Consider the following 23,320-nt stretch of genomic DNA (forward strand, 5'->3'; position numbering starts at 1 on the left):
TATCTGTTTTTATGGCGTTCCTCTACGGCTTTTATACTGGTGTTAACGCCTCCTAATTCGGGGGCGTTTTTTCTTCTAGGTTCTTCTATGCGTAGCGCAATCAACACTCTTCTAGTTATCTTCTCTCTTATGGTTGCCGTGCTCGTTTCTGTTTCTGCTAAGGCTTCGTGTGCTATCGGTATCGAGCGTGAAGGAGTGTCTTGGGATTGGAGTAAGTACGGTAATGCTCCGTACGTTTGCGGTAACTCGTGTAAGTCTGTCCTTAAAGATGTATCCGTCTGCTTTCCTGATGCTGAACGATGCACTGGTGATTTCATAACAGACGGTAATGCATGTCCTGATAGTGATGGCATGGTCGCAGGGGGTGACTTCCCTGAACCCGATAACGGCGGCGGTGATAACGGTGGTGGTGACAATGGCGGTGGCGATGATGATTGTCTCGGTGGTGTTTGTGCTTACCCTGCTGATATTCGTTCTTTGCACGATGCGATTAATTACGCTGAGGAATCAAGTTTTAACGTTGCAGGTGAGGCAGCTACTGGTCTCAAAAGGACTCAAATTCTTTCTGTCCGTGCTGGGATTGTCGGTGCTAATTACACCAAAAGATTGCTCGATAAGTTAGATCAAGTTCGCACAGAACATTTTGCTGATATGGATGCTGCCTTGAATACCATCAAGGTTAAGACCAATTCCATTGAAAGCAAGATGGACAGCATCAATACCAAGGTCAATACAATTGCGACTAGCACAAGTAGTGCCGCTACTAATCTCCAGCAAATCAATCAAAAGCTCGATGGTTTAGGTTCTACGGACTATTCAAGCGTTCTAAGTAGCATCAATAATCAAATTGGTTCCCTTAACAGCTCTATCTATGGAGCTGCAACCAACACTCAGAACGTCATTAACAATCAGACCAGCTCTTTAAACAACACCATTACAGGTATGGGGAATAACCTCACCAGTGCGATTTATAACAGTGCAACCATGTTTGGTTCCAATAACGATGTTAAGGCTGCGGTCGAGGGTCTAGGTTCTGGCATTAGCGATATTGCTAAGGGGGTCGGAGATATCAAAGACGGCCTGTCTACTGGTGACTATTCACATCGTGCACCAGAGGGTGAAATTGACTTCGTGGATATGCCTTTGTATCAGCCTAGTGCTATTGAGGAACTAGAGGCTGAAGCAAAGGAACTTGGGGCTCAATACGATGAGAAGGTCAAAGAATTTAAGAACGTGTTTAGTCTTGATGAGTCTCGCCTTAAGGTTGGTGAGTTTAACGACCATGCTATGCAGTTCACCATTGCGAACGGCCAAACAGTAACAGGTAAGTCTGCGGTCTTTCCAGCTCTGGTCGATGTCGCTCCTTGGATTGCCGCCGCGATTCTCTTTGTTGCTATTCTTGCTGGCGTTCGTCAGCTAGGGAACTGATATGGAATTCATTTTATCTCTTCTTCAAGGTCTAGGCGATGCTGGTCAAACGGTGGTTGATTTCTTTTCCAACGTACCTAACTGGTTCGAGCAATTGTTCATCTATCTCAATGCTTGGTACGTAAAGATTCGTCTCTACATGCTCATTAAGTACGTTGAAATGTCTTATCGCACTGCTGAATTTTTGCTAAACGAAATCGGCTTTGCTGAGTTCATTATTTCCGCCTTCAATGCCTTACCTAGTGAAATTCGTTACTACGCTTTTCTGTTCAAGATACCTCAAGCAATTAACGTTTATTTCAACTTTCTAGCGACTGGCTTTGTTATGAAAATGTCGAGGTTATAACGCTATGGCCATACGTATTAGAACTGGCGCTAACGGTTCATACAAATCTTCTTATGTCTCCTATTTTACGGTGCTTGAGGCTCTGAAAGCGGGTCGCGTAGTGGTGACAAACATCCAAGGCATGGCACCACTTCACATCATGGAAGAGCGCTTAGATATTAAGTTTCCATCAACCTCTAAATTGATTCGTATATCGAGCAAAAATGAGCGTGGTTTGGAGCTTTGGCAATACTTCTTTTGTTGGGCGCCTTTGGGGGCTTTGATAGTCATTGATGAATGTCAGGATATCTATTCGCCGAAGGTTGGCTTTGATATCAAAAAGATTCGTTACAGGCCGCTACAAGAATTCCTTCCAAACCTTCCTGATGGTTATGAAGACTTTTTCAACTCTCGTTATGTGCCTGTCAATATGGAAGAGTTAGACCCTTGCGATATCGATGATTGTGGTCATGCAGAGTACGACCAGGACGGACGAATTATTTATCCGTTCACCTTCAATGAGGGGTTCATGCGTCATCGACATTACAACTGGGATATTGAACTCTTGTCACCCGATTGGAAGCAGATAGACTCGGGCATCAAGGCGTGTGCAGAAGAGTGCTTCTTCCATAAAGGTCGTGATGGTTTCTTTTGGACTAAGCGTAAACCTTACATTTTCCGGCATGATAAGAGCGTTACGACACCTTCCATTCCAAAAGGCTCTCATCCTAATTTGACCGACCAAAAAATTCCTTTGGATGCGTTCCTTCTCTACAAGTCGACAACGACTGGTAAAGCACAATCATCCGGTCAGATGAACATCGTTTTTCGCAGCCCTAAGTTTATAGCGGTGTGCTTACTTTTTATTTTTTGTGTGGGGTACATGGTATATGGAATATCCGATTTGGTTGATCGTTACTCTGAGGAAGATTCGCAACCGGAAGCGACGGAAGTTTCGTCTTCCGATTCCTCAAAAGCTAATCAATCTGGTGAAAAGGGTGCTCAAAGCAATGCTTCTTTATCTGATGGTGGGAATCGGGATTCGTCTAACACTGGTCCCTCTAATCCAGATGCTCGTTTAGCAGTTCTTCGGAATATGTTGGGTATGTATGACGTCCAATCTTTGTACTACACGGGGCATTCCACAAAACGCTCTGATAAGGGCTTTGACTTCTTTGTCACACTGGAGGCCGTAACACCGCTTGGAACTTATCACATCACCGATTCGTTTCTGGCCGCTAACGATATCAAGTACGTTCACTATGATGATTGCTTCCTGAAACTGACCAAACAGGCCGTTAACCTCAACGTCTTTTGCAAACCAGTTCAGAGAGAGACTCTAGAACGCCTCCCTGATTCTGGTTCACCTGAAATTAAACTCTTTTAAGGATCTCCTATGGAAACCATCACTTTTACTGAAGCAGAAATTGAGTTCATCATTGAATCGTTCTTCCTTTATAGCTTTGCTGGCGTAACCGCTGCATTGCTTTTCTATGATGGCGTAATGTGGCTACTTGGAGAGTCGGCCAGATTAGTCAAATCTCGTATCAAGAACATTTCTACTGATACTGCTCGCCGCAATGTCGAGTAAGCGAAGCGTCCGAGACTGAGGAAGCAAAAATCCTCATTGTTTATTAGAAGTGCGTTCACACAGGAGTTTCAACACATGGTTAAAATAGTTAATTCATCTCTAGCTAAAAATAGTCGCTCTGTTTCTTGTTCTCGTTGTTTAGGTCCTTTGACTACTGATGATACGTTTCGCTTGCTTTCTGCTTGTAAGTCTTGCAGAGATAAATATAAGGCTCATGTTAGAAGTGCGATGATCAACTGTGCTCATGACTATCTCTTTAATGTTAGGCGCCCTTAGTGCGCAGATAGCCCCTGTCACTTGTGACGCTCTAGCCCCGCAGGGAAAAGCTCACTCGATATAGGTTAAGGGAGTGATTCACTTCACTGAGCGAAAACGCGCGAAGCGCCACTCCCCTACCTGAAACCACAAAATCACACCTCCTTCCTGCCAAGATCGGCCTTCCAGAGACTATCAACACTAGTGGCGTTCAATGCCACTGCAACTCGACAAACTCTCAGCACACTATCATTTGAGTGCCGAAAATGATTGCCCTTACAAACAGCAACAGCGAATAAGCGACGACGACGAAAACTGAGGAGGAGAAGCTTAGAGCTAGGTGCGTCAACGATTAATGCAATTGGTTTGATATTTAATCCTCTTTCATGTAGAACATTGCCAAAACCAATAATTAACCCACATCCATTAAGGAAAATAGATGTTTAAGTATGCATTAATGCTTTTGTTGTTGGCGTCAAATTTGGCTCATGCGGACTTAATAAAACCAGATGACACCCAAAATTGGACTGTTAGCGGATTAGCACACTACGTTAGATCAAAGGAAGATAAGTATTTCTCTGCGAATATCGTTTCTTGGGGAAACAACTCTTCAGTTGTGGCTTTTGTTGATGCTAACGGTTTTTGTTACGCCAGTGATAAAAACAAGCTTAAGACCGTCAAAGTTAAGTATCAATGGGTGAAATTCATCCAGAAATGCTCTTCTAGTACTGCGTTTTGGCTTCCCCAATCCCAACGCGGTATTGAGTTTGTTAAACAGAGCTTCTCTGGAAATTCCGACGTTACTATTAGCTTCGACAGCAAGACATATACATTCTCAACCAAAAAATATACATCTGTTCGCCAGCGCTGGGAAAGGACTCAGAGCACTCTTGGTGATGCACTGTAGGTCGGCGATTTGATACGCCCCGTATAGTAATACGGGGTGAAAGTCTTATTAAATTTACCTATACGCATGCAGATTTATATTCAATTTTGTGACTAAGAAACCCATTTATTAGTTGTCCAAATGTTACGTTATTCTTAACATAGCCAGAAATTCAATAAGTTAGGTTTAAGCAATGCCTTTTAACGTACAAAATCCAAGAAAAGAAGTATTTAAAATATCTTATGACATGCCAGAAACATCTGATCACACAATAGATGCGGAACTATTAGGCACAGCAATCCTTAGTATGAGTAGAGCACTTAGGTACTCAGATAAGTTGCTCAATGGTGAAGAGTCCAATATACAAGTTGAGGTAAAAGCTCACGAAGAAGGTTCTTTTGTAGTTGAGTTTGTTACTTGGCTTAATAGCGGCGGTGCTAACGTATTGAGTACAATTGGCCTAACTGGTCTAGGCATAGGCGCAGCTGGAAACACAGTTTTTGGCATACTTGAAGAGATAAAGGATAAAAAGATTGTTGCGAAAGTTCATCACTCGAGTAAAAGAGTAGATTTAGAGCTGGAAAATGGTGAGATTGTTGAGTGTGACCCTCAAATCGCTGATATCGTGACAGACCACCATATAAGAAAAGAACTGGACCAAGTAATAAAAACTCCGGTTGCTGGAAAAGATAATGCTAAGTTCATAATTAAAGATGAACAAGATAATGAAATCGTAGAAATCGACAGCAACAAGGCAAGGTATTACAAGTCTATCTCGGCTAAGACTTTAGAAGAACAAACTGACGAAACAAAACAAGTGACAATCTATTTTTCTCAGGTAAACTTCGACGGCCCATCAGGTTGGAAGTGTAAATTACCGGATGGAGAAGTGGTAAGTGTTCGTATGAGAGACCAAGCTTTTAGGGATCGGATTAACAATGGTTATGAAGAATTCGCTAAGACTAAGGCTTGTGTCGTAAGACTCACAGAAACTGTGAGAACAAAGGCAGATAGCACTGTAACTACGAGCTACTATATAGAAGAAGTAATAAGACAGTTGAACAGCTAGAATGATTGAATTCGAAACAGTAATGCATCTATTGATCTTTGTGGGTTGCTTTATGGCAGCCCCTGGACTGTTTCGTGCGTGTCGAAATTTTGGTAGATCAATAGTTAAGTACTTTAATCCAAATACCACTATCGAATTAACAGTAGAACAACCTGACGGTAGCTATTCTCGAGAACGAGTAGTGCTCTCTGATACAGATGTTCTTGTTCAAAAACTGTTGAAAGCAAAGAAAACAAGCTAGCATGTCTGCAAATCAAGTCGAAGATAAAAAGAACTCTAAATCGTCCCAGAACACGACTATAGGTGGTGTGTCAGCCGTTTTGATCGGTGTTACAAACCTAGTATTTCTAGGCAAACCAGAAGTACAGGGCATCGTTACCACGGCCGTTCCTATCGTTGTAACTGGATTTTTTAAGTTCGCTAATTATTCGTTCGTATATCTCGGTTTGGATGATATGGAGAGTTTGAAAGCTCGTGTGAAACTCGAGAAAAAAATTAAGTTTTACGAGAAACGTCTTAAACAAGCGAACGAGATTGGTAGAGACGAAAGCGAAATTGATGAATTGAAGAAATGCCTCTTAGATGCAGAGAAGGCAATGGGTCAACTTCCAATTTAAGCTTTTCGATTCGTATCAGGTAACAAATATATAAGGCTCTCTGCGAGCCTTATCTCTACATCAGCGCCGCTATTATCCTCGCATATTTCAGTAACTTCGTAGTTGTTTTTAGCTCTAACTCTGACTGTATTTCTAGTAAAGCTATTCCGGATAGTATTTCTTGCGCGGAAACCATTTGACCAGTTGGTAACTCCAATTTATCAGCGTGCATTCTGAACTGTTTCCACTCTTCTCGATCAGAAAGAACCCTGCCTTTTGAAAGTCTCATCAGCCTGCGACATTCCTTAGGGATATCTCTTCCCGAATCCCAATCTTTGACTGTTCTCACACTTTTAAAACAAAGCTTTGCTGTCTCTTCAACGGATAATCCGCATTCAAATTCACGAAAAATGTAGTTCTTGGTCATTTCGTGATACTTCATGATTCACTCTCTCAAAAGCGAAAGAGTTTATTAAGGTATTTATCTTAATGATATGAATATCATTGAACATAAACAGTCGTAATACGAATTGATAGTCTTAACATCAGATGTTAAAGACGAGTCAGTCTATGTCGTTTGCTTCAAATTCTTCGTACACTGCTAGCGTAAATTTGTGAACAGCTATATATAGACAAAGTACCACTAAACAAGAAGCAAGGTTTAAAACATCGCTACCGATTAACAGTGTTCTTTCTTCACTTAAAGTCAGTTGAAGGAATCCTAGATTTAATAGAAGTGTGTAACTTATGAAACCAAATAAGATCAGGAAAGCTACTCGGTAAATGAGCTTTACTGCTGCCTTAGTTCTTTGAAATGAGCTAGCGAGAAAGAAAAGAATGAGGGGTAACGCAATTAGTGCACTTTCAAAATACATCATTGCTTACTCCTCTTTGTGTTTGTTCTTTCAACTAGATTTTAGGTTGGTCAAAATCCTTGCGATATTCAATAGCTTAGTTGAAGTTTTAATTTCTAGCTCAGAGTTTATTTCTAATAATGCGATACCCACCATAATTTGCTGCGGTGAGACTAACTGGCCATTAGGGAGTTCCAGCCTGTAGTTGTTCATACGAAAGCCTTCCCAACAACTACTTGGAGCTAATTCTCTACCTGATACGAGTCTCATTAGGCGTTTACACTCCGGTGGGATTGGATTCCCCATATCCCACCGTTTGACCGTACTCACACTTTTGAAACAGAGTTTCGCTGTAGTTTCGACGCTAAAACCGCACTCTAGTTCTCTAAAAAGCTGATTTTTGTGCATTACACACCTCCAATCGAGCTTTAATAAGATAAGGTTGGTTAATACTTAGTGACTGATATGCAACAAGTTTTAACATAAGGCCGCGTAATGCGCACTGGCTTGAGGAAAAAATAAAGGCAACTTTAATAATATTTTCAATAAGTTACCTTTACTTTGGCCTCATAAAACTATGCGGTTTTTTTCTGATTCGTTACACGCTCGACTGCTTCAATTACACGCTCATTTTTGGAGCGTTCAGCCATGATTGCGAGCAATGTTAAGTCTGGGTCTAGTCCCAAAATTACTGCCACCTCACACGCTAGATCATCACTCATAGAGCGGCCATTACGCCAGTTTTGTACTGTCATATGGCTAATTCCTAGGAAATTAGCAACTTCACGTGTGCTATGTATTTGTTTTTCCTCACATAGCTGGTTCAGTAAATCTAAGGTGGTTAACATGTTTTTTACCTCCAAGTCGGAGTATATGATAAAAGGATGCAGTAAATACCCTGTTTACACACATATGCAAATGATCTTTAATTGAACCGTCTAAGTTGAAGCAGCATTTGAGAAACGTTGGAGATGCTTGGACACGTCAAGCCGGGAGGCTTTGCGATTCATCAATATTTGGCATTAGATCCAAAACTTATCCCCCCATAGTGATTCGAAGCGCTTATGGGGGGAATCCGAACGATGAATTGCAACCTCTTAAGTATTGACCGGATAGATAAGAATTGAATCAACTCACTGTCAGATACAAGCAAAAATTAGGCTTTAGCCCCGCATGAATTACGATCCATTACAGCATAACGAACAGCAGAAAAAGAAACGCCAAGAGCGTCCTTTATGTCGTCTGCATTATTCTGTAATGATGCGAATCCTTAACAATCCTTCATCGTCAGCCGCGTTTCTTACAGAGAACGGCCGTGCCAGTCAGCAAAGCATGGTAAACGATGTCGCCCGCTTTATGTATGTTCTTGTCAATGAAATGTGCCTAACTACAGGCAAAATTGGCGTTGATACGCAACACGGCTTTCTTTTAAGAACCTGGGGTTACATCGGTAAAGAACTCAATATGCCTGAGTGGCGTGTCAAACAGTGCAAAGATTATGCGATTCGCAAAGGTTGGATCACCTCTGTTCAGCCTCGAGAACGTTATACTGGTAAGGATAACCTCGAGAAATGGCGCGGCTTGGCGTCGATTAAGAAGATCACCGACAAATACTTTGCTGACTTAGGCATGCTTAAAGAGCGTCTAGAAGCGAAACAAAAGGCACGTAAGTACTTAAAGAAACGTGCAACTCAATGGCAGCGCCCTATTAAGTACATTCTCACTCCAATCACCCTACTCGCTCGCCGTCGTAAAGAGCGACTGCTTGCATCTAGCCAAGTTACACAACTACCAAAATCTCCGCCAATTCCTATATAAGCGACCTTTTCTTTTATGCCCCTTAGCTGGGGATTTTTTCGTTGCTTCACGCTAAATACCAATGCTATATGCCACAATTCTAAAGCCTTACTTCCCATCAAACCTGTGCCTTTGAATCGTTGCCGGTGCGAAGAAACGGATCATGCACATCATTTGTACATTTTACTGCTCCTAGATTTACTCCTGCTTAATAGTCCTAGCTCTAAGTCCTAATGGTTACTTTTCATAGTCTTCGACTAGAACGGATAGTAGAGATTTATAAGGGTATTAGGGATACACCCTGCGGGTGTTTCGAAAAGGAAGCGGCTCTTTTTGGTCGCAAGCGACCTGGAGCCTTTAAGCTGAAGCATTCCAACACAGTCGATCAGCTTCAGCAAACCCTTCATATGTATAGGACATTAATGTCGCTTCGCGACGGGCTTAGCAAGAGTTAAAGTGAGCATTCTCACTTGTTCTGTGATTTCGATAATTTATTGTTTAGTACCAGTGAGTTAAGATTCATTTATGGCATGTAAATGAGCATGCACACTTATCAAGCAAAGTGCGTATGCGCATGATACAAATGTTATGCCTTTTATCGAAAAGTGAGAGTATGAAGAAGCCTATTAATAAATTAGTCGTATGGGCGACGGTACCTTTGACCATATATGCTCTAATTGATATAGCATCTAATATCAGAGGATTACATGATAAATACGAAGACTACCTTTCTGGGTACTCGATTATTAGGGATCTATTGTATGTCTGGATTCCTAAGCTAGCAGAGTTACCTAATTGGTTTACAGCCTATATTGCAACGGGCTTTCTGTTCAAATTTGCGTTAGTTCTGTTAAAAATGCTTCACCCATATAGTAAACAGCCAAGTTGGGGAGAGGTTCTGCTAACAGCAGTCCGTCATATACTAGCTTGGCCATTTGTACTAACTAACTTTGTAGTCATTGCATTTTTCGCATGGAAAAGAGGCGACCTCCAAAAATCTGAGCAAGAGCTTGGTAGCAAAAACTACAATGCTCTAGCTTATGTTAAGTCAATTTTCCAATATATAGGCGTTGTCTTGATAGGCTTTGTTATCATTTCAGTGGCAATTGGGGCGTGGTAGCACAGGCATAACAAAGCATTTAAGAGTGATTCGCAACGCTTGGCATTTTTACTATGCGTTTCGTTTAGGGTTTAAGGTGGTATGCGTGAGCTTCGGTATTGCTTTACTCACACCTTAACAGGGCGTTATGTTTACAACTTTAAGGGTAGAGTTTGAAAATTGATTCAGTATTGCAATTTCTAGAAGAAGTTGAACAGCATCAAGCTGTCCAAATGTTCCGTGGGCAGGCTAGAGATGAGTGGGAGCTTCTTCCGTCTATTGCTCGTATTTCTACTGATAATTTACCGTCTAATTACGCAGATGGTTGGCGTGGCGTAGAAAGAGATCTTTTAAACCGTTTTAAAAAACATGCAGTAAGGTTTATAGATAAAGAGCCAAAAACACAAATTGAGTGGATGATACAAGCTCAACATCACGGTGTTCCAACAAGGCTTCTCGATTGGTCAACGAATCCGTTAAAGGCTCTATACTTTGCTGTTGAAAATCCAAGTCATGATGATGTTGATGGTGTGGTTTATTTATTCTCTCCTGGTTCTTGGAGAACATCATCGCATGACGTCGACGGCGAAGCTGAGCAGGTTATAACAGCTTTCCATCCACATTTTATAAATGAACGTGTCGCAGCTCAGGACGGTTGTTTTACCCTGTTCCCATTTTCAAGGAAAAAATCAGAAGATACATTTGCTCCAATGAAAGACGGCTTTTGCCCTCAAAATGACATTATCAGTATGGTTAAAATTATCGTGCCTAAAGAATCGAAAAGTAAAATCCGAGGTCAATTAACAAGGCTAGGTATTACTGATGTGTCAATGTTTCCAGATTTAGACGGTGTAGCGAAAGATATTCGGAGAACCTTTGGGTGCTTGTAAACATAACAAGAACATCAAGTTGACGCTTTTTACTGCGCATTTTTGGTGTGGAGTCCGGTGCGCTTGGTGGGTTAAATGGGGCGCAACTTATGTTAGGCGTTATACATTTTGAGGAAATCTTGCGATGACAATGTATTATAAATATCGTTCTTTTTCAGAGTTCAGTATTAAAGAGCTACTATATCAAGAGCTTTACTTCGCTACTCGACAAGAAAGTAACGATCCTTTTGATAGTAAAACATTTTATGAGTTCTCTGCTAATAAAGACTACTGGTATAATTTAATCGAAATCGTAGCTTCAAAATTTACAGGGTTCAAAGAATCTGACATAACCGCTATTGCTCAAAAGCTTGCTGCTCTGAGTCCGATGACCTACGAACAAGTTTCTAGCCTTGATATCACAAATATAGTTTTTGAAAGCATTGAGAATCAAAACCTCCCAATATCAACTATTTTTGCAGCTCATTTTAAGGAATTAATCGAGCTTTATGCACCAGAAGAAAGTTATTTTACGTGTTTTTCCAAAGTAAAAGATGACCCGTTAATGTGGTCGCACTATGCAGGAAATCATCAAGGGTTCTGTCTAATATTCCAACCGATTAATGGACAACTTAATCAGCACCCGCTTTATCGTCGTACTAGCATTCGACGAGAAACTCCCAAAGGTTTAGCTCCTTCAATGGGAATGGGACTGCCTGAATCTTTCTTTTTTCAACCCGTAGAATACCAAGAGAAAGTTGAACACCTTTGTGCTTTTTGTCGGTTACCTGCTGGTGTTACTAAAATTAACCTTGAAGAAAATGAGAGACTAAGCTTAGTAACTAAACAATCTAACCAGTATGTTCAAAAACATCAATCTTGGGAGTATGAGCAAGAAGTTCGTTTATCATTTACCCCAATATCTGGATACCTATACGGACAAAAAATGTTTTTAAGTAAACATGAAAGGTTGTTTCATTATGATCCTTGTCAACTTGTAGGCATTGTCTTTGGGTCGAAAATGAGTGCTGAAAACAAAAGTAGAATTCGAGAAGTAATCATAGAAGTATTGAATAAAAGAGAATTATATAAGCAAGACAAACGAGTGTTGTTTAACTTTATGATATTTGAAGCAGAATTGTCTTCAACTCAAAGAAATTTAAATATTAAACCACATGAACTCTTAACTTTAGTCAAGAATTACAAGCCAGATTCACCAGACTTTGAGCGATTTTACGCAGAATGGGAAAGCGGTGTAGGCATGAAAATTGACGGTAGTTCTAGTTCAAGGGTAGTGATATCGGAATAAAAATGTATAACAAAGAATTTAAGAGTGATTCCCAACGCTTGGCATTTTCTTTATAATAACCCTGATGAATACATAACTCCCCGCTTGTTTCTTTTAACGTCAGTTAAGGTAACGAGCTATGTCTCTAAGAACACAATTCTCGCGCTTGGTGGATGACATCAAGCGCACCCGTCAAACACTTGAAGACCAATCCCCCAATTGGGCTAACGTCCCTACCCTTAAACTTGCTTCAACTTTGAAGCAATACGCGATCGACAACTTCAAAGCAGCCAGCTCGATATTCGATAAAAAAGTCGAAGCGCTCGAGAACCTGCAGAAACAAATTGATGAACTCCGTGCTCAAGTTGAAGGCGGTGAATCATGATATTAGGTTACGTGAAAGGAAGCGGCTCTACTTGGTCACAAGCGACCTGAAACCTTTTAGCTGAAATTCCCCAACACAGTCGATCAGCTTCAACACACTCTGCAAGTATATTGGCCGTTTATGTCGCTTTGCGACAGGCCTAGCAAGAGTGAAAGTGCGCATTCTCACTTGTTCTGTGACTTTGATAATTTATTGTTCTTTGTCAGTAAGTTAATATTAATTCTGGCATATAACTGAGCATGCACGCTTATCAAACGGGGAAGTATGAAGAAAATCTATAAATATATGCCTTTCCGAGAGGAGTTTTTTACCAACTATTGCCTACGAGCAAGCCAACGTGGAGTGTTGAATGATCCATTTGAATTGAGTCCGGCACAAGATTTAGTGGATAAAGTTCTTCGCGAGGGGCTCGGTGACGACTTCTTTGAACAAGCTGAACAATTTGCGACTGATGGTAATTTCAATGAAGTTGGTGTTATTTCATTTACTGAAAACTACAATAACCTTTTGATGTGGTCTCACTACGCTAATGAACATAAAGGGATTGTTGTAGAGTTTGACTATGAAAAATTAGATTACTTTTTCAATCACAAACTTTCCATGAGAGATACGATTGAACGAGTACTATACAATAGAGAACGCTTTTCACCCTTACAGACTGAAGTATGTGTTAAAGACTTACTTCTAACTAAAAGCGATGATTGGATATACGAAAAAGAGCATCGTATCTTACCAAAGTTGAAACTAGCTGATTATGTTCGTGTAGAGCGAGAGCTGTTCGAACAGCTTCATGAGTTTTACGATAACTTGTATGTAGACTTGTTTAATATCGTTGCAGAGGACGAACAGTCGGTCACTTTTGAAGTTGATCTTGTCGAATACGAACAGTTCAATAATCAAGACTGGGACGGTAATTCTACTGATGATCGAGAAGAAATGAAGTATAGCCATAGTGATGTGATTTTGAATGAAATCTATGGCTCTTTAGCAGTCTTACCCACATCTGTTTTCTTGTTTAAGTTGCCACCCGATTGTATATCTGCGGTTTTTGTTGGATGTCGTGCGTCTCATGAGGATGCTAGATTAATTCACAGTCTCATCGGTAGTAAAAATATACCTATTTTTAAAGCTCGGTTAAGTAAAACTCACTTTACTTTGGGTTTCGAAGAAATGTTCGTACAACAAAGCATTTAAGAGTGATTCGCAATGCGTGGAATTTTTACTTATGCGTTGCGTTTAGTTTTTAAGTTGGTATGCGGGCGCATCGGTATTGCGTTACTCACACCTTAATTTGGCGTTAGGCGAATATGAGGAGAATTCATTGGTAACTTTATTTCTGGGTGCAGGCTTTTCGAAATGGGCGTTTGACTTGCCGTTAGTGAATAATCTGTTTGATTTTGATATTAGCACCACCTCTGAAGCTGAAGAAAGAAGACTTGAGCTTATCAAAAAGGACTGGACTCTGTGGAGGGAAAGCAACCCTGATTGCACTCCAGAAAAGTTTGTTCATTGGTGCATTGAAAAGTCTAGCCACAGGAAAAGCCGAGTCATCTGGTATGTGAATCGACGCCTAACCGAACCATTTATGACCAGAATTCGTGGTTCATATTCAGCAGCAATGTTTGACGAACGTGTTGTTAGAGAAAATGAAAGAATTGTTTCTTTGAAACAATTCTTTAAAAAGCTGAAATATTTGGGTTTAAACGGCATTATTACATGTAACTATGACACGATTGTTGAATGTGCACTCGGAACATCGGGCTTTAATTATGGGGTGGTTGGAGAGCAATTAAGAGGTCGAGGAATCAACCCACAATTTCCATGGCAAAATGCGCATTTAAGAGTTACTGGTAACACACCATTGGTTAAGCTCCATGGCTCACTTTCGTGGGATAAAGACACAAAATATACAAGTGGTAAGCCAGGAAAGGCAGGTAACGCACTAATTGTCCCTCCGGCTCCTGAAAAAGAGCCGCCACTAGAACTAAAAGAAATTTGGGATCTAGGGGCAAATATATTATCTAAATCACAAACCATTATTATTTTTGGTTTTGCGTTTAATCCTTATGACCAAGCACTATTGGAGTATCTTAAAAAGTTTGGTTCAAACATCAAAAACGTTCTTCTAATTGACCCTTATCCACAGATAGAACGTGCTAAGAGCCTATGGAATAATAGCAAAATTGAAGTGTTGGACCCTCGTAAAAAATTTGACATTGAGCCGTGGATAAAAACGAGTACCGTGTCGCAAGCGGATATCGCCTAACAAAGCATTTGAGAGTGATTCGCAACACGTGGTATTTTTATTATGCGTTGGCTCAAGTGATTAAGGTGCATACGGAGGCTTCGGCATTGCGTTGCTCACACCTTAACAGTGCGTTATACAGCAAGGAAAATGTTGGTGATAGATAAGCCATACAAGAGAACATGTAGAGTATTTTCTGACAATTCATATGGCCGCTCTGGCAAAGGAGAATACATAAAGCATCCTCTATACGCAGATGCTCCTGCTCAGTACATCCGCGCTTATTTGCTTTTGCAAAAAGACTTAATTGAGCTGTTCGATTATGTTGAACCATCAGATCAGAACTTAAACACTCATTCTTTCCGTATTCATGAGTTGCTGATGAGGTTTTGTGTAGAGATCGAGGCAAACTGTACAGCTATTCTGAAAGAAAATGAGTATGCTAGCTCTGGTGCTAACTTGAATATGGGTGATTATAAGAAAATAGAACAAAGCCATTTTTTATCTAAATATGAAGTGATGGTTCCTAATTGGCATGGTGTAAAAGGTATAAGAAAACCATTTTCCAAATGGGCTTCAGGTGGTGGGTTAGATTGGTATCAAGCTTACAATAAAACCAAACATGACCGTCATGGTAATTTCCATCAAGCAACGCTTGATACTCTTATTGATGCTGCATGCGGTTTATGCGCGTTGATATCAGCTCAGTTCTGGACATACAGTTTCACTTCTTCGGACAACCTCATTACCATCTCTGGTATCGAAGTTGACGGGTTTGAATCAGCCATAGGTGAATTCTTCAGAGTTAAATTTCCTCAATCAATTCCTACTGAAGAGATGTACAGCTTTACTGCGGATGACATTGATAATGGCAGAGATATTTTCCAAAAGTTTCACTACATATAGAGCTGTGTAACAAGCTGTTTAAATGCCCCTTAGCTGGAGCCTTTAAGTTGGTGTACCCTAATACAGTCGCTCAGCTTCAACACACTCGTCTTGTATTTTGGCCGTTTATGTCGCTTCGCGACGGGCCTAGCAATAATTAAAGTGCGCATTCTCACTTGTTCTGTGATTTTGATAATTCATTGCTCTCTACCAGTTAGTTAAGATTAATTTATGGCATGTAAATGAGCATATAAAGTTATCAAGAAAAGTGCGTATGCGCATGAAACAAGTGTTATGCCTTAGAAATAATTTGGAGATTGTATGGAAGTTAAGTCTTTATCGGAAAGCATGTTATTTGTAACTGTACGTATTGATACAGTTGATGCGAATGGGAATGGCGGGTCAGGAACGGGATTTATCTTTTTACATAACTATAATGGCAACGATGTATTATCTGTCGTAACCAATAAGCATGTTATAGAGGGGGCTGTAAAAGGCGGTATTACATTTATCAAGCGAGAAGGTGGTAACCCTAAACTAGGTGACTCTTTTCGTATTGATTTCGACAATTTTGAAAGTGTTTGGTCTGGCCACCCTGAAAAAGATATCGATATTGCAGTTACGCCGCTTGTTCCTTTGCTTGAGTTTATGAAAGTAAGTCATAATGTTGATGTGTTTTTTAAGCATATTTCGTCAGAAGATATTCCTAGCGCTGCTAATGTCGCTGAAATTGATGCTCTTGAAGAGGTAGTTTTTGTCGGATATCCAAATGGAATTTGGGATAGCAAAAATTACACTCCAATAATTCGTAAAGGCACAACTGCTACACCTTACGCTCTTGATTTCGAAGGCACAAAGAAATTTATTATTGATGCTTCTGTTTTCGGGGGGTCAAGTGGTAGCCCATTATTTCTCCATAACTCAGGTACATATACTAGAAAAGATGGACGGACAGTTGTCGGTTCTCGGTTTTTCTTCTTGGGCGTTGTAGCTGCGGTGTTCTTTAAGCGTTCAGTAAACGAAATTGTAAGTTTGCCTATCCCTACTAGTTCAAAGGATGTTGTTGTAAACCAAGAAATGATTGATTTAGGTGTTGTTTATAAAGCTGATACTGTTGTTGAAGCTATTGAGTATGCGATTGATCGTGATACAAAGGCATAACAAAAACATTATGGTGACGCTTTACACTCGGTAGTTTTTGTATAGAGTTTGGTGCGCTTGGAAAGTTGATCATAGCGCGTCTTATGTTAGGCGTTAGTTTTTACAAGGAGAATTGGCAATGTCAGCTGAAAATTTTTTAAATGCAGAGACTGATACTTTTGGTGGCATAATCAAAGGTGACAATAAATTTAAAGTTCCTCTATATCAAAGAGACTATTCTTGGAACAAAACTCATTGGAATGATTTGTGGTTAGATATAGAGACTAACAGGCAAAATGATTCTAAACATTATATGGGTTCTATTGTTTTGGTATCTAAACACAAAAAACAATACGACATTATCGATGGTCAGCAACGATTGACAACCCTTACAATATTAGTTCTAGCTGTAGTTGACACTTTAAATGACCTAGTCAAACGCGATATTGATGTTGAGAACAATCAAAAAAGAATAGAACTACTAATTACCGACTTTATTGGGAAAAAATCTTTATCTTCATTGAATTACGAGAATAAAATTGAATTAAATGAAAGTAACAACCCTTTCTTTTCAACCTACTTAACCAACTTTCGAAAGCCTGTAAATATAAAATCAACCATCAAAAGTAACAAACTACTCTTTGAATGTTTCAATTATTATAAAGAATTAATTAAAGAAGAGATATTCACGGGTGAAGATGTTACTTCGTTAATTTCCTTTGTTGAGTATATTTCTGATAGCTTGTTATTTATCCAAATTACAGCAACAGATGATTTGAGTGCTTATCTTATTTTTGAAACGCTAAATGATCGAGGTTTAGACTTATCTGTCACTGATTTATTGAAAAACTATCTATTTTCAATAGTTGACGAGGCAGATAAAAGTCATGTTAAAAACATCTGGGATATAACTATTAACCACGTTTCCTACTCAGGATTCCCGAAATTTCTCCGCCATTATTGGATGATGCAAAATGGTTTGATTCAAGAGAAAGAACTGTTTAAGACTGTCAAAAGGCATATAAATACTCCTAGCACAGCATTTGAACTGTTAAATAGTATGAGTGAAGTTTCTGAGGTTTATGCTGCTCTTAGTGATTCAACCCATCAATTATGGGAAGGTGAGGAGAAAGTTAAAAAGCATATTAGAGAGTTAAGTCTATTTAACGTTACCCAATGTTACCCATTGTTGATTAATGCTTATTTGTACTTAGATCATGATGATTGGGTTGCTACTTTAAGGATTTGCTCAGTAATTTCATTTAGATATATGGTCATTTCAGGGTTAAACCCAAATGCGTTAGAGTCAAAGTATAACGAGGCATGTAAAGCCATTAATGCAGGTACTGCCAAAACGGCAAGAGATATATTCTTTATACTACAACCACTTTACGTCAGCGATGAAGATTTTGAACGTAACTTTGAATCCAAATCAATCAGAACTAAAAGATCATCAAAATTGGCTAGGTATATAGTTTATAGCATTGAAAACCATCTATCTGAACATTCGTTTGATTTTGAGCATGACAATGGCTCACTTGAGCATATATTGCCAGAAAATCCGTCATATGAATGGAATGAAAACTTTCCGAAAGACATTGAAGAAAGCTTTATTTACAGGCTTGGCAATTTCACATTATTAGAGTCGGATAAGAATCGTGTCATTGGCAACAAAAACTTTGAACAAAAATCTGAAGTTTATAAAACAAGTAGATATGAAATAACGAAAAGGTTTGGTTATCAAAAATGGCACCAAGATAACCTTAAAGCTAGACAAAAATATTTAGCAAAACAAGCTAAAGCCATATGGCATCTACCTTACGTGTAAAGTAAAACCTAACAAGTTGCTTAGCAGGGCGTTATGTGGCTGAACGCGATGGATTGTGAGTTGTGACAATTGCAAACAAATTAAGTTAAAAAAGCTTAAGAACTTAGGGTATCGTGCTTTTGGGTGAGCCCTTTTCAATATTTTCCAGTGGTAAGTATTGGCGAAGCATCGTAAATGATTATTTTGCTTGTAAGTCGTGGGCTCAACTACTCCATTTGAAAGCAGAAACTTATCACGGAAGCAATGGTCAATAGGTTCAAATAGCGACGTTGACCGAAAAGGTTTGTATCGATGGCCTCACCAAACAACAAACTGCTCAAGAGGGTTTCGCAACGCGTGGAATTTAGTGGTTAAAGTGATTTGAGGCGACATTGGTATTGCGTCACTCCCCCTAGCAGGGCGTTATACCACAATCAATCATCTAACCTGTTCATGGCTTTACGGTAAACATCGCTACGTTCGCGTTTTCCGACGGCTAAGACGGTGACAATGATAACATCGTCTTCAACTTTGTAGACGAGACGGTAGCCCGATTGACGCAACTTAATTTTATACATATTGTCAGCTCCAGAAAGCTTTGAAGCCGGAACATGTGGGTTATCTAAGCGCTCGATTAGCTTTTTCTTAAATTGTTGTTGCAGAGTAGCACCAAGCTTTTTCCACTCTTTGAGTGCACTCTTTTTAAAGTCGAGTTTATAGGTCATCAATATTGACCGAAATGCTCTCTTCGGATTCACGCTCTTTAGCGATAGCGAGCAATTCAAGATCTTCGAGCCTATCCATCATCATCTCGTACGCTTCGGCAGGTACGCAATAGAATGCGGGTTCATTGCGGTTTAAAACAGCAACAGGTTCACCGTTAGCACTAGTTGCAACTTTCATCGGGTTAGCTTTCAACTCGGTAATGCTTGCAGCAACATCGGCTAAAATTCTAGTGGTCATATAATCGGTCTCTTAAGTGGTCTTTATATTGGTCATATTAGCCTCAACCAAGCGGTATCACAAGTTGCTTAAGAGTGATTCAAAGTGCGGGGCATTTTTACTATGCGTCGGTTTCTGTTTTTAAGGTATTATGCGGAGGATTAGGTATTGCGTTGCTCACACCTTGCAAGGCGTTGGAGAACTGACTATGCATAATGACAAGCGATACAGAGAAAAATTTGGAATAGGTGATCCGGGAAAACAAAGAGGCCGTGTGGACACTGGCTGCTGCCCAAACCACAATCAGCCTCATTGACTGCCGTCAGCACCCTAAGACTTTTGGATAGAAAGTATGGATACTCGTAGCCAGAGCTTGTTGCTCTCCGCCCTCTCGCGATGGGCTCCGCTGAGTCAAACCGACCTCGTTCACGCCCTAGACGATGTCACCATTCATGCCCATCAACCGCTCGAGAACCTCTTTTGCAGCGGTGATGTCGTGCTCGATGTGCACTTCGTACTCGACGGCATCGGCCGCTATTTCTACCTCGATGAGCAGGGCAATGAACGAAATAAGTCTCTGGTCACCACAGGCGGGGCCTTCGCGAGTTTGAGTTCCTTGGTTGAAGCCAGCCCAAGCCCATTTTTCGCTCAGACATTGACGCCGTGCACGACGGCCTCTATCCGCTACGAACGCCTCGTGGCCCTCTCAAGAATTCACCCCAATTGGGCGGAGTTTCTGCGCACGCTCTTAGAGCGCCTGGTGCTGAAAAAAGAGAGACGAGAGGCGGGCTTTCTTCTGCTGAACGCCAAACAACGCTATCAGCAATTTTTGCACGAATTTGGCCATGATAGCGACCGTATCCCCCTTCGCCACGTTGCAATGTATATCGGAGTGACGGATGTGACGCTGTCTCGGATCCGCCGAGAGATGGGCTTAACATAGGTTAAGGTCAACAGAGCACCGCTGCCCTAATATCGTGTTTTCTTTACCAAGGAAACTCGACATGAAAAAACTGTTGCCCCCTGCGCTCTTTTTGATTTTTGTGGTTGGAATAGGGCTCCTCCATTGGAAGACGTCATTCCCTCCACACATGGCTTTCCCTTGCTCCCTGTTGGGACTGCCATTGATTGTCCTGGGTTTGTGGTTATCGGCGGCGGGTAAGCGCCTGTTTGCCCAGCTAAGCACCAACATCATGACGTTTGGTCAACCCACTCTGTTGGTGACACAAGGCGTCTATCAGTACACCCGCAACCCCATGTATCTCGGGTTTGCTGTCGCATTATTGGGCGTGGCCATACTGTCCGGCGCCTCACTGCCCGCTCTCTTCCTGACATTACTGTTCATCCTCATCACCGACAGGTGGTACATTCGGTTTGAAGAACAAATACTGCGAGACACCTTCGGCCAAGACTATGACCAATACTGTCGTCAGGTCCGGCGTTGGGTATAAGTCACAGGAGCACTTTGCTCGCCCACCAGCGTTCAGCTCCGAAAATGGCGCATCCCTAAACCTCTTTGTTGTTAGCCTGTATCGGCCCCGTTAAGTCTAAAACGATAGAGGAGTAGTAAACATGTTTAAGAGTCTGCATCAGGCGAATAATCCACTGGTCATTTGCAATGTGTGGGATGTGCCCAGTGCGAAGCTGGCCGAGAAATCGGGCTTTCTCGCTCTCGGAACGTCCAGCGCAGCCATCGCCAACACCCTTGGAAAAGAGGATGGCGAAAACCTTCACTTCGAGGACGTGTTGTTCATCGTCAACGCCATCGTTGGGTCGACCCCTCTCCCTTTAACGGTCGACATCGAGTCGGGTTATGGCGACACGCCGGATGTCATCGCACACAACATCATTGAACTGGTTAAGATTGGTGTGGTTGGCGTCAATATCGAAGACAGCATCGTAGCAAAAGGGAAACGAACACTGCGCGACAGCGTTTGGTTTGCAAATTTGCTGACTGGCGTGAGAAAACAGCTTCGCGATGCCAATGTAGAGGTATTTATTAACGTGCGGACTGACGCCTTCTTGTTAAATGCCAGAGAAGCGCTCAGTGTCAGCCTCGAGCGGATCCATCGCTATCAACAAGCCGGCGCAGACGGGATTTTTCTGCCCTGCATTCGAACACCCGACGACATTGAGGCCGTCGTGGCCAGCACTCCACTCCCAATCAACGTCATGTGCGTGCCAGAATTGCCGACTTTCTCACAGCTCAAAGCGCTAGGGGTGAAACGCATCAGCATGGGGAATGTCGTGCATGAAGCCATGTTGGCCTCGTTGGCTTCTCAGCTGTTGTCCATTCAACGTGAGCAGTCTTGTCACCTTCTGTTTTAAAGGACGTCCTTCAAATTAAGGGGGTTGACGGGATTGAACAAATGGCCACTTTGTTCTTTTTACACCATGCCCCTTGGCACTGGCGAGGTGTACGATGGATAGAAGTACACTTTCGCCCCCCACTCATGCCACTTCTACCAAGCGTGGCAAGGCGTCGCTACGAGGTCAGTTCAACGTGAGTAATAACCGGAAGAACAACAGGGTAGTGGCAATCGATAGCGGCTTAGCAGTGCGTTTAAATTACAAAACCGCGCGACATCACTAGGGAGGACGGTTCAGTGTGACGCATAAATCGTGTCGCGAGTGTATGGGGCGTTACGGTTCCTTGTCTGATACGCCAGCAGTCCTGTACTCGGAGGGGACAACATCTCGTGGTGCCCCTCGTCGAATCGATAACGTCTAAGGCAGCAGTGACGCAACTTTCTTCAGCAACGTCTGGATTTCTTGCTTCTGGTAGCGCACTTCAGGTCTACGCTCGCTACTTTTGCGCACGATCAATTCCACCGGAATGCGAGTATGTTCGACACCAGCGGTTTCTTGAGGTTCACGATCCTTAAGTGCCATAGCCTGAATCACGGCTTGCTCACCGATCTGTGTGAAGTCTTGCTTTACTGTCGTCAGCGGGGGCGTAAAGTACGCACTATCAGCGATACCATCAAAGCCGACAACGGCAATGTCTTCTGGCACTGGCCTTTGCAGCTCATCCAATGCCCGCAACGCGCCAAGCGCCATCTGATCGCTCGCCACCACGACAGCATCGAATTCTCGTTGTTGCGCTACGGCTTCACGAACCGCCAGATAGCCACTGCTCGCCTGCCAGTCCCCTTGATACTGCCAAGATACCTGCTTGTTTGCCTTGGCGATCTCTTCTAACCAAGTGTTTAACCGGATCCGAGACGCGCTCGACTCTTCAGGACCACTCACCAACAGGAATTTCTCTCGCCCTGTCTCAAGCAGATGCTTCATGACTTCCGCAGCACCTTGGGCATGCTCACCATGCACCATGTTCACCGAAGTTCCACTAGGGACATCAATAAAAATGAGATGGCGGCTCGGAAACTGTGCCACCAGCGCCACCGCCTCTTCCGCAGTGAGAGGGACGTTGAGGATCACACAATCCACTTGCTGAGCAATCAACTCTCGCATTGAGGCTTGAATATTGGCTAAGCCAGGCTCTGACACCACAGAAAAGACCGTTCCAACGTTCAATTGATGCGCTTTACTTCTCACACCATTGGCAATTAAAGCGGCGCCATGCAAGGCCATATCTAAGGTGATTAAACCAACATGCGTCGATTTGGCTCGACTCAGCATTTGTGCCCCCTTGTTAGGCACGTAACCCAGTTGCTTAATCGCACGGTTGACTTTGATCCGAGTCGACTCCGCCACCTTCTGAGACCCATTCGTGACACGTGACACCGTTTGGGTCGACACTCCGGCCAATTTTGCTACATCTTTAAACGTGACACTCACACGCGTTTCCGTCTTCCACTCTGTCTTGAGGGAAAGGTAACGCATCTCGCAGTCCATT

28 protein-coding genes are annotated in these 23,320 nt (G+C 41.8%); 21 read left to right on the forward strand and 7 right to left on the reverse strand.

What is annotated here, in order from left to right:
* Positions 1–87: 87 nt before the first annotated feature.
* The 7 genes from VIC_RS06970 (at position 88) to VIC_RS07005 (ending at position 6,171) form a co-directional block, all read left to right on the forward strand.
* Positions 88–1,428: a hypothetical protein gene (locus VIC_RS06970; RefSeq protein ID WP_006958717.1), complete on the forward strand. Its 1,341-nt coding sequence runs from the start codon at positions 88–90 to the stop codon at positions 1,426–1,428.
* A gap of 1 nt (position 1,429) precedes the next feature.
* Positions 1,430–1,774 (forward strand): DUF2523 family protein, encoded by a 345-nt coding sequence (locus tag VIC_RS06975; RefSeq protein ID WP_006958719.1) that lies wholly within the window; start codon positions 1,430–1,432, stop codon positions 1,772–1,774.
* A 4-nt stretch (positions 1,775–1,778) separates the two neighbouring features.
* Complete coding sequence (locus VIC_RS06980) at positions 1,779–3,140, forward strand: zonular occludens toxin domain-containing protein (RefSeq protein WP_006958722.1); 1,362 nt, start codon at positions 1,779–1,781, stop codon at positions 3,138–3,140.
* Between the two features lie 9 nt (positions 3,141–3,149).
* Positions 3,150–3,344 (forward strand): translocon-associated protein subunit alpha, encoded by a 195-nt coding sequence (locus VIC_RS06985; RefSeq protein ID WP_006958724.1) that lies wholly within the window; start codon positions 3,150–3,152, stop codon positions 3,342–3,344.
* Between the two features lie 694 nt (positions 3,345–4,038).
* Positions 4,039–4,506 carry a hypothetical protein gene (locus VIC_RS06990; protein WP_039951432.1) on the forward strand — a complete coding sequence of 156 codons (468 nt, stop codon included), beginning with the start codon at positions 4,039–4,041 and terminating at the stop codon, positions 4,504–4,506.
* Positions 4,507–4,678: 172 nt separating this feature from the next.
* Complete coding sequence (locus VIC_RS06995; protein ID WP_006958725.1) at positions 4,679–5,554, forward strand: hypothetical protein; 876 nt, start codon at positions 4,679–4,681, stop codon at positions 5,552–5,554.
* 242 nt (positions 5,555–5,796) lie between these two features.
* Positions 5,797–6,171, forward strand: coding sequence for a hypothetical protein (locus VIC_RS07005; RefSeq protein ID WP_039951435.1), 375 nt, complete (start codon positions 5,797–5,799; stop codon positions 6,169–6,171).
* 55 nt (positions 6,172–6,226) lie between these two features.
* On the opposite strand, the gene VIC_RS07010 is transcribed toward VIC_RS07005, so the two are convergent.
* The 4 genes from VIC_RS07010 to VIC_RS07025 form a co-directional block, all read right to left on the reverse strand.
* On the reverse strand, positions 6,227–6,592 hold the full coding sequence (locus VIC_RS07010) for a phage protein (protein WP_039951436.1): 366 nt from the start codon (positions 6,590–6,592) through the stop codon (positions 6,227–6,229).
* Between the two features lie 121 nt (positions 6,593–6,713).
* Positions 6,714–7,028 (reverse strand): hypothetical protein, encoded by a 315-nt coding sequence (locus tag VIC_RS07015; protein WP_039951437.1) that lies wholly within the window; start codon positions 7,026–7,028, stop codon positions 6,714–6,716.
* 27 nt (positions 7,029–7,055) lie between these two features.
* Positions 7,056–7,412 carry a hypothetical protein gene (locus VIC_RS27000; protein WP_039951438.1) on the reverse strand — a complete coding sequence of 119 codons (357 nt, stop codon included), beginning with the start codon at positions 7,410–7,412 and terminating at the stop codon, positions 7,056–7,058.
* Between the two features lie 167 nt (positions 7,413–7,579).
* Positions 7,580–7,852: a helix-turn-helix domain-containing protein gene (locus VIC_RS07025; protein ID WP_019276367.1), complete on the reverse strand. Its 273-nt coding sequence runs from the start codon at positions 7,850–7,852 to the stop codon at positions 7,580–7,582.
* 325 nt (positions 7,853–8,177) lie between these two features.
* Here VIC_RS07025 and VIC_RS07030 point away from each other — a divergent pair, with 325 nt between their 5' ends.
* The 10 genes from VIC_RS07030 (at position 8,178) to VIC_RS07075 (ending at position 18,540) form a co-directional block, all read left to right on the forward strand.
* Entirely contained in the window at positions 8,178–8,822 is a 645-nt protein-coding gene (locus VIC_RS07030; protein ID WP_006958728.1) for a hypothetical protein, read from the forward strand.
* 592 nt (positions 8,823–9,414) lie between these two features.
* Positions 9,415–9,921 (forward strand): hypothetical protein, encoded by a 507-nt coding sequence (locus VIC_RS07035; protein ID WP_157622114.1) that lies wholly within the window; start codon positions 9,415–9,417, stop codon positions 9,919–9,921.
* Between the two features lie 152 nt (positions 9,922–10,073).
* A complete protein-coding gene (locus VIC_RS07040) occupies positions 10,074–10,790 on the forward strand; it encodes an FRG domain-containing protein (RefSeq protein WP_006958730.1) in 717 nt (238 codons plus the stop codon).
* A 124-nt stretch (positions 10,791–10,914) separates the two neighbouring features.
* Positions 10,915–12,078 carry a DUF2971 domain-containing protein gene (locus tag VIC_RS07045; RefSeq protein WP_006958731.1) on the forward strand — a complete coding sequence of 388 codons (1,164 nt, stop codon included), beginning with the start codon at positions 10,915–10,917 and terminating at the stop codon, positions 12,076–12,078.
* A 118-nt stretch (positions 12,079–12,196) separates the two neighbouring features.
* Complete coding sequence (locus VIC_RS07050) at positions 12,197–12,442, forward strand: hypothetical protein (RefSeq protein WP_006958732.1); 246 nt, start codon at positions 12,197–12,199, stop codon at positions 12,440–12,442.
* Between the two features lie 264 nt (positions 12,443–12,706).
* On the forward strand, positions 12,707–13,636 hold the full coding sequence (locus VIC_RS07055) for a DUF2971 domain-containing protein (protein ID WP_006958733.1): 930 nt from the start codon (positions 12,707–12,709) through the stop codon (positions 13,634–13,636).
* A gap of 127 nt (positions 13,637–13,763) precedes the next feature.
* Positions 13,764–14,708, forward strand: a complete 945-nt coding sequence (locus VIC_RS07060) for an SIR2 family protein (RefSeq protein WP_006958734.1) — start codon at positions 13,764–13,766, stop codon at positions 14,706–14,708.
* Between the two features lie 129 nt (positions 14,709–14,837).
* Positions 14,838–15,593: a hypothetical protein gene (locus tag VIC_RS07065; protein WP_236612156.1), complete on the forward strand. Its 756-nt coding sequence runs from the start codon at positions 14,838–14,840 to the stop codon at positions 15,591–15,593.
* Between the two features lie 300 nt (positions 15,594–15,893).
* Entirely contained in the window at positions 15,894–16,733 is an 840-nt protein-coding gene (locus VIC_RS07070) for a S1 family peptidase (protein WP_006958736.1), read from the forward strand.
* A gap of 118 nt (positions 16,734–16,851) precedes the next feature.
* Complete coding sequence (locus VIC_RS07075) at positions 16,852–18,540, forward strand: DUF262 domain-containing protein (RefSeq protein WP_006958737.1); 1,689 nt, start codon at positions 16,852–16,854, stop codon at positions 18,538–18,540.
* Positions 18,541–18,953: 413 nt separating this feature from the next.
* Here the strand turns inward: VIC_RS07075 and VIC_RS07080 are convergent, their stop codons facing one another.
* Both VIC_RS07080 and VIC_RS07085 read right to left on the reverse strand, forming a co-directional pair.
* Positions 18,954–19,244 (reverse strand): type II toxin-antitoxin system RelE family toxin, encoded by a 291-nt coding sequence (locus tag VIC_RS07080; protein WP_006958738.1) that lies wholly within the window; start codon positions 19,242–19,244, stop codon positions 18,954–18,956.
* Positions 19,234–19,482, reverse strand: a complete 249-nt coding sequence (locus tag VIC_RS07085) for a type II toxin-antitoxin system Phd/YefM family antitoxin (RefSeq protein WP_006958739.1) — start codon at positions 19,480–19,482, stop codon at positions 19,234–19,236. The genes VIC_RS07080 and VIC_RS07085 overlap by 11 nt, the downstream gene beginning before the upstream one ends.
* A 331-nt stretch (positions 19,483–19,813) precedes the next feature.
* Here VIC_RS07085 and VIC_RS07090 point away from each other — a divergent pair, with 331 nt between their 5' ends.
* From VIC_RS07090 to VIC_RS27115, 4 genes are all read left to right on the forward strand, one after another.
* Positions 19,814–20,404 (forward strand): Crp/Fnr family transcriptional regulator, encoded by a 591-nt coding sequence (locus VIC_RS07090; protein WP_039951442.1) that lies wholly within the window; start codon positions 19,814–19,816, stop codon positions 20,402–20,404.
* Between the two features lie 61 nt (positions 20,405–20,465).
* A complete protein-coding gene (locus VIC_RS07095; RefSeq protein WP_039951444.1) occupies positions 20,466–20,912 on the forward strand; it encodes a methyltransferase family protein in 447 nt (148 codons plus the stop codon).
* Positions 20,913–21,033: 121 nt separating this feature from the next.
* Positions 21,034–21,789: an isocitrate lyase/PEP mutase family protein gene (locus VIC_RS07100; protein WP_006958742.1), complete on the forward strand. Its 756-nt coding sequence runs from the start codon at positions 21,034–21,036 to the stop codon at positions 21,787–21,789.
* Positions 21,790–22,069: 280 nt separating this feature from the next.
* Positions 22,070–22,192 carry a hypothetical protein gene (locus tag VIC_RS27115; RefSeq protein WP_269078190.1) on the forward strand — a complete coding sequence of 41 codons (123 nt, stop codon included), beginning with the start codon at positions 22,070–22,072 and terminating at the stop codon, positions 22,190–22,192.
* On the opposite strand, the gene VIC_RS07105 is transcribed toward VIC_RS27115, so the two are convergent.
* Positions 22,189–23,262, reverse strand: coding sequence for a LacI family DNA-binding transcriptional regulator (locus tag VIC_RS07105; RefSeq protein ID WP_039951551.1), 1,074 nt, complete (start codon positions 23,260–23,262; stop codon positions 22,189–22,191). The two genes, VIC_RS27115 and VIC_RS07105, sit on opposite strands and share 4 nt — an antisense overlap.
* Positions 23,263–23,320 lie beyond the last annotated feature (58 nt).

It is taken from the genome of Vibrio coralliilyticus ATCC BAA-450 (assembly GCF_000176135.1).
In the GTDB taxonomy this organism is placed as follows: Bacteria; Pseudomonadota; Gammaproteobacteria; order Enterobacterales; family Vibrionaceae; genus Vibrio; species Vibrio coralliilyticus.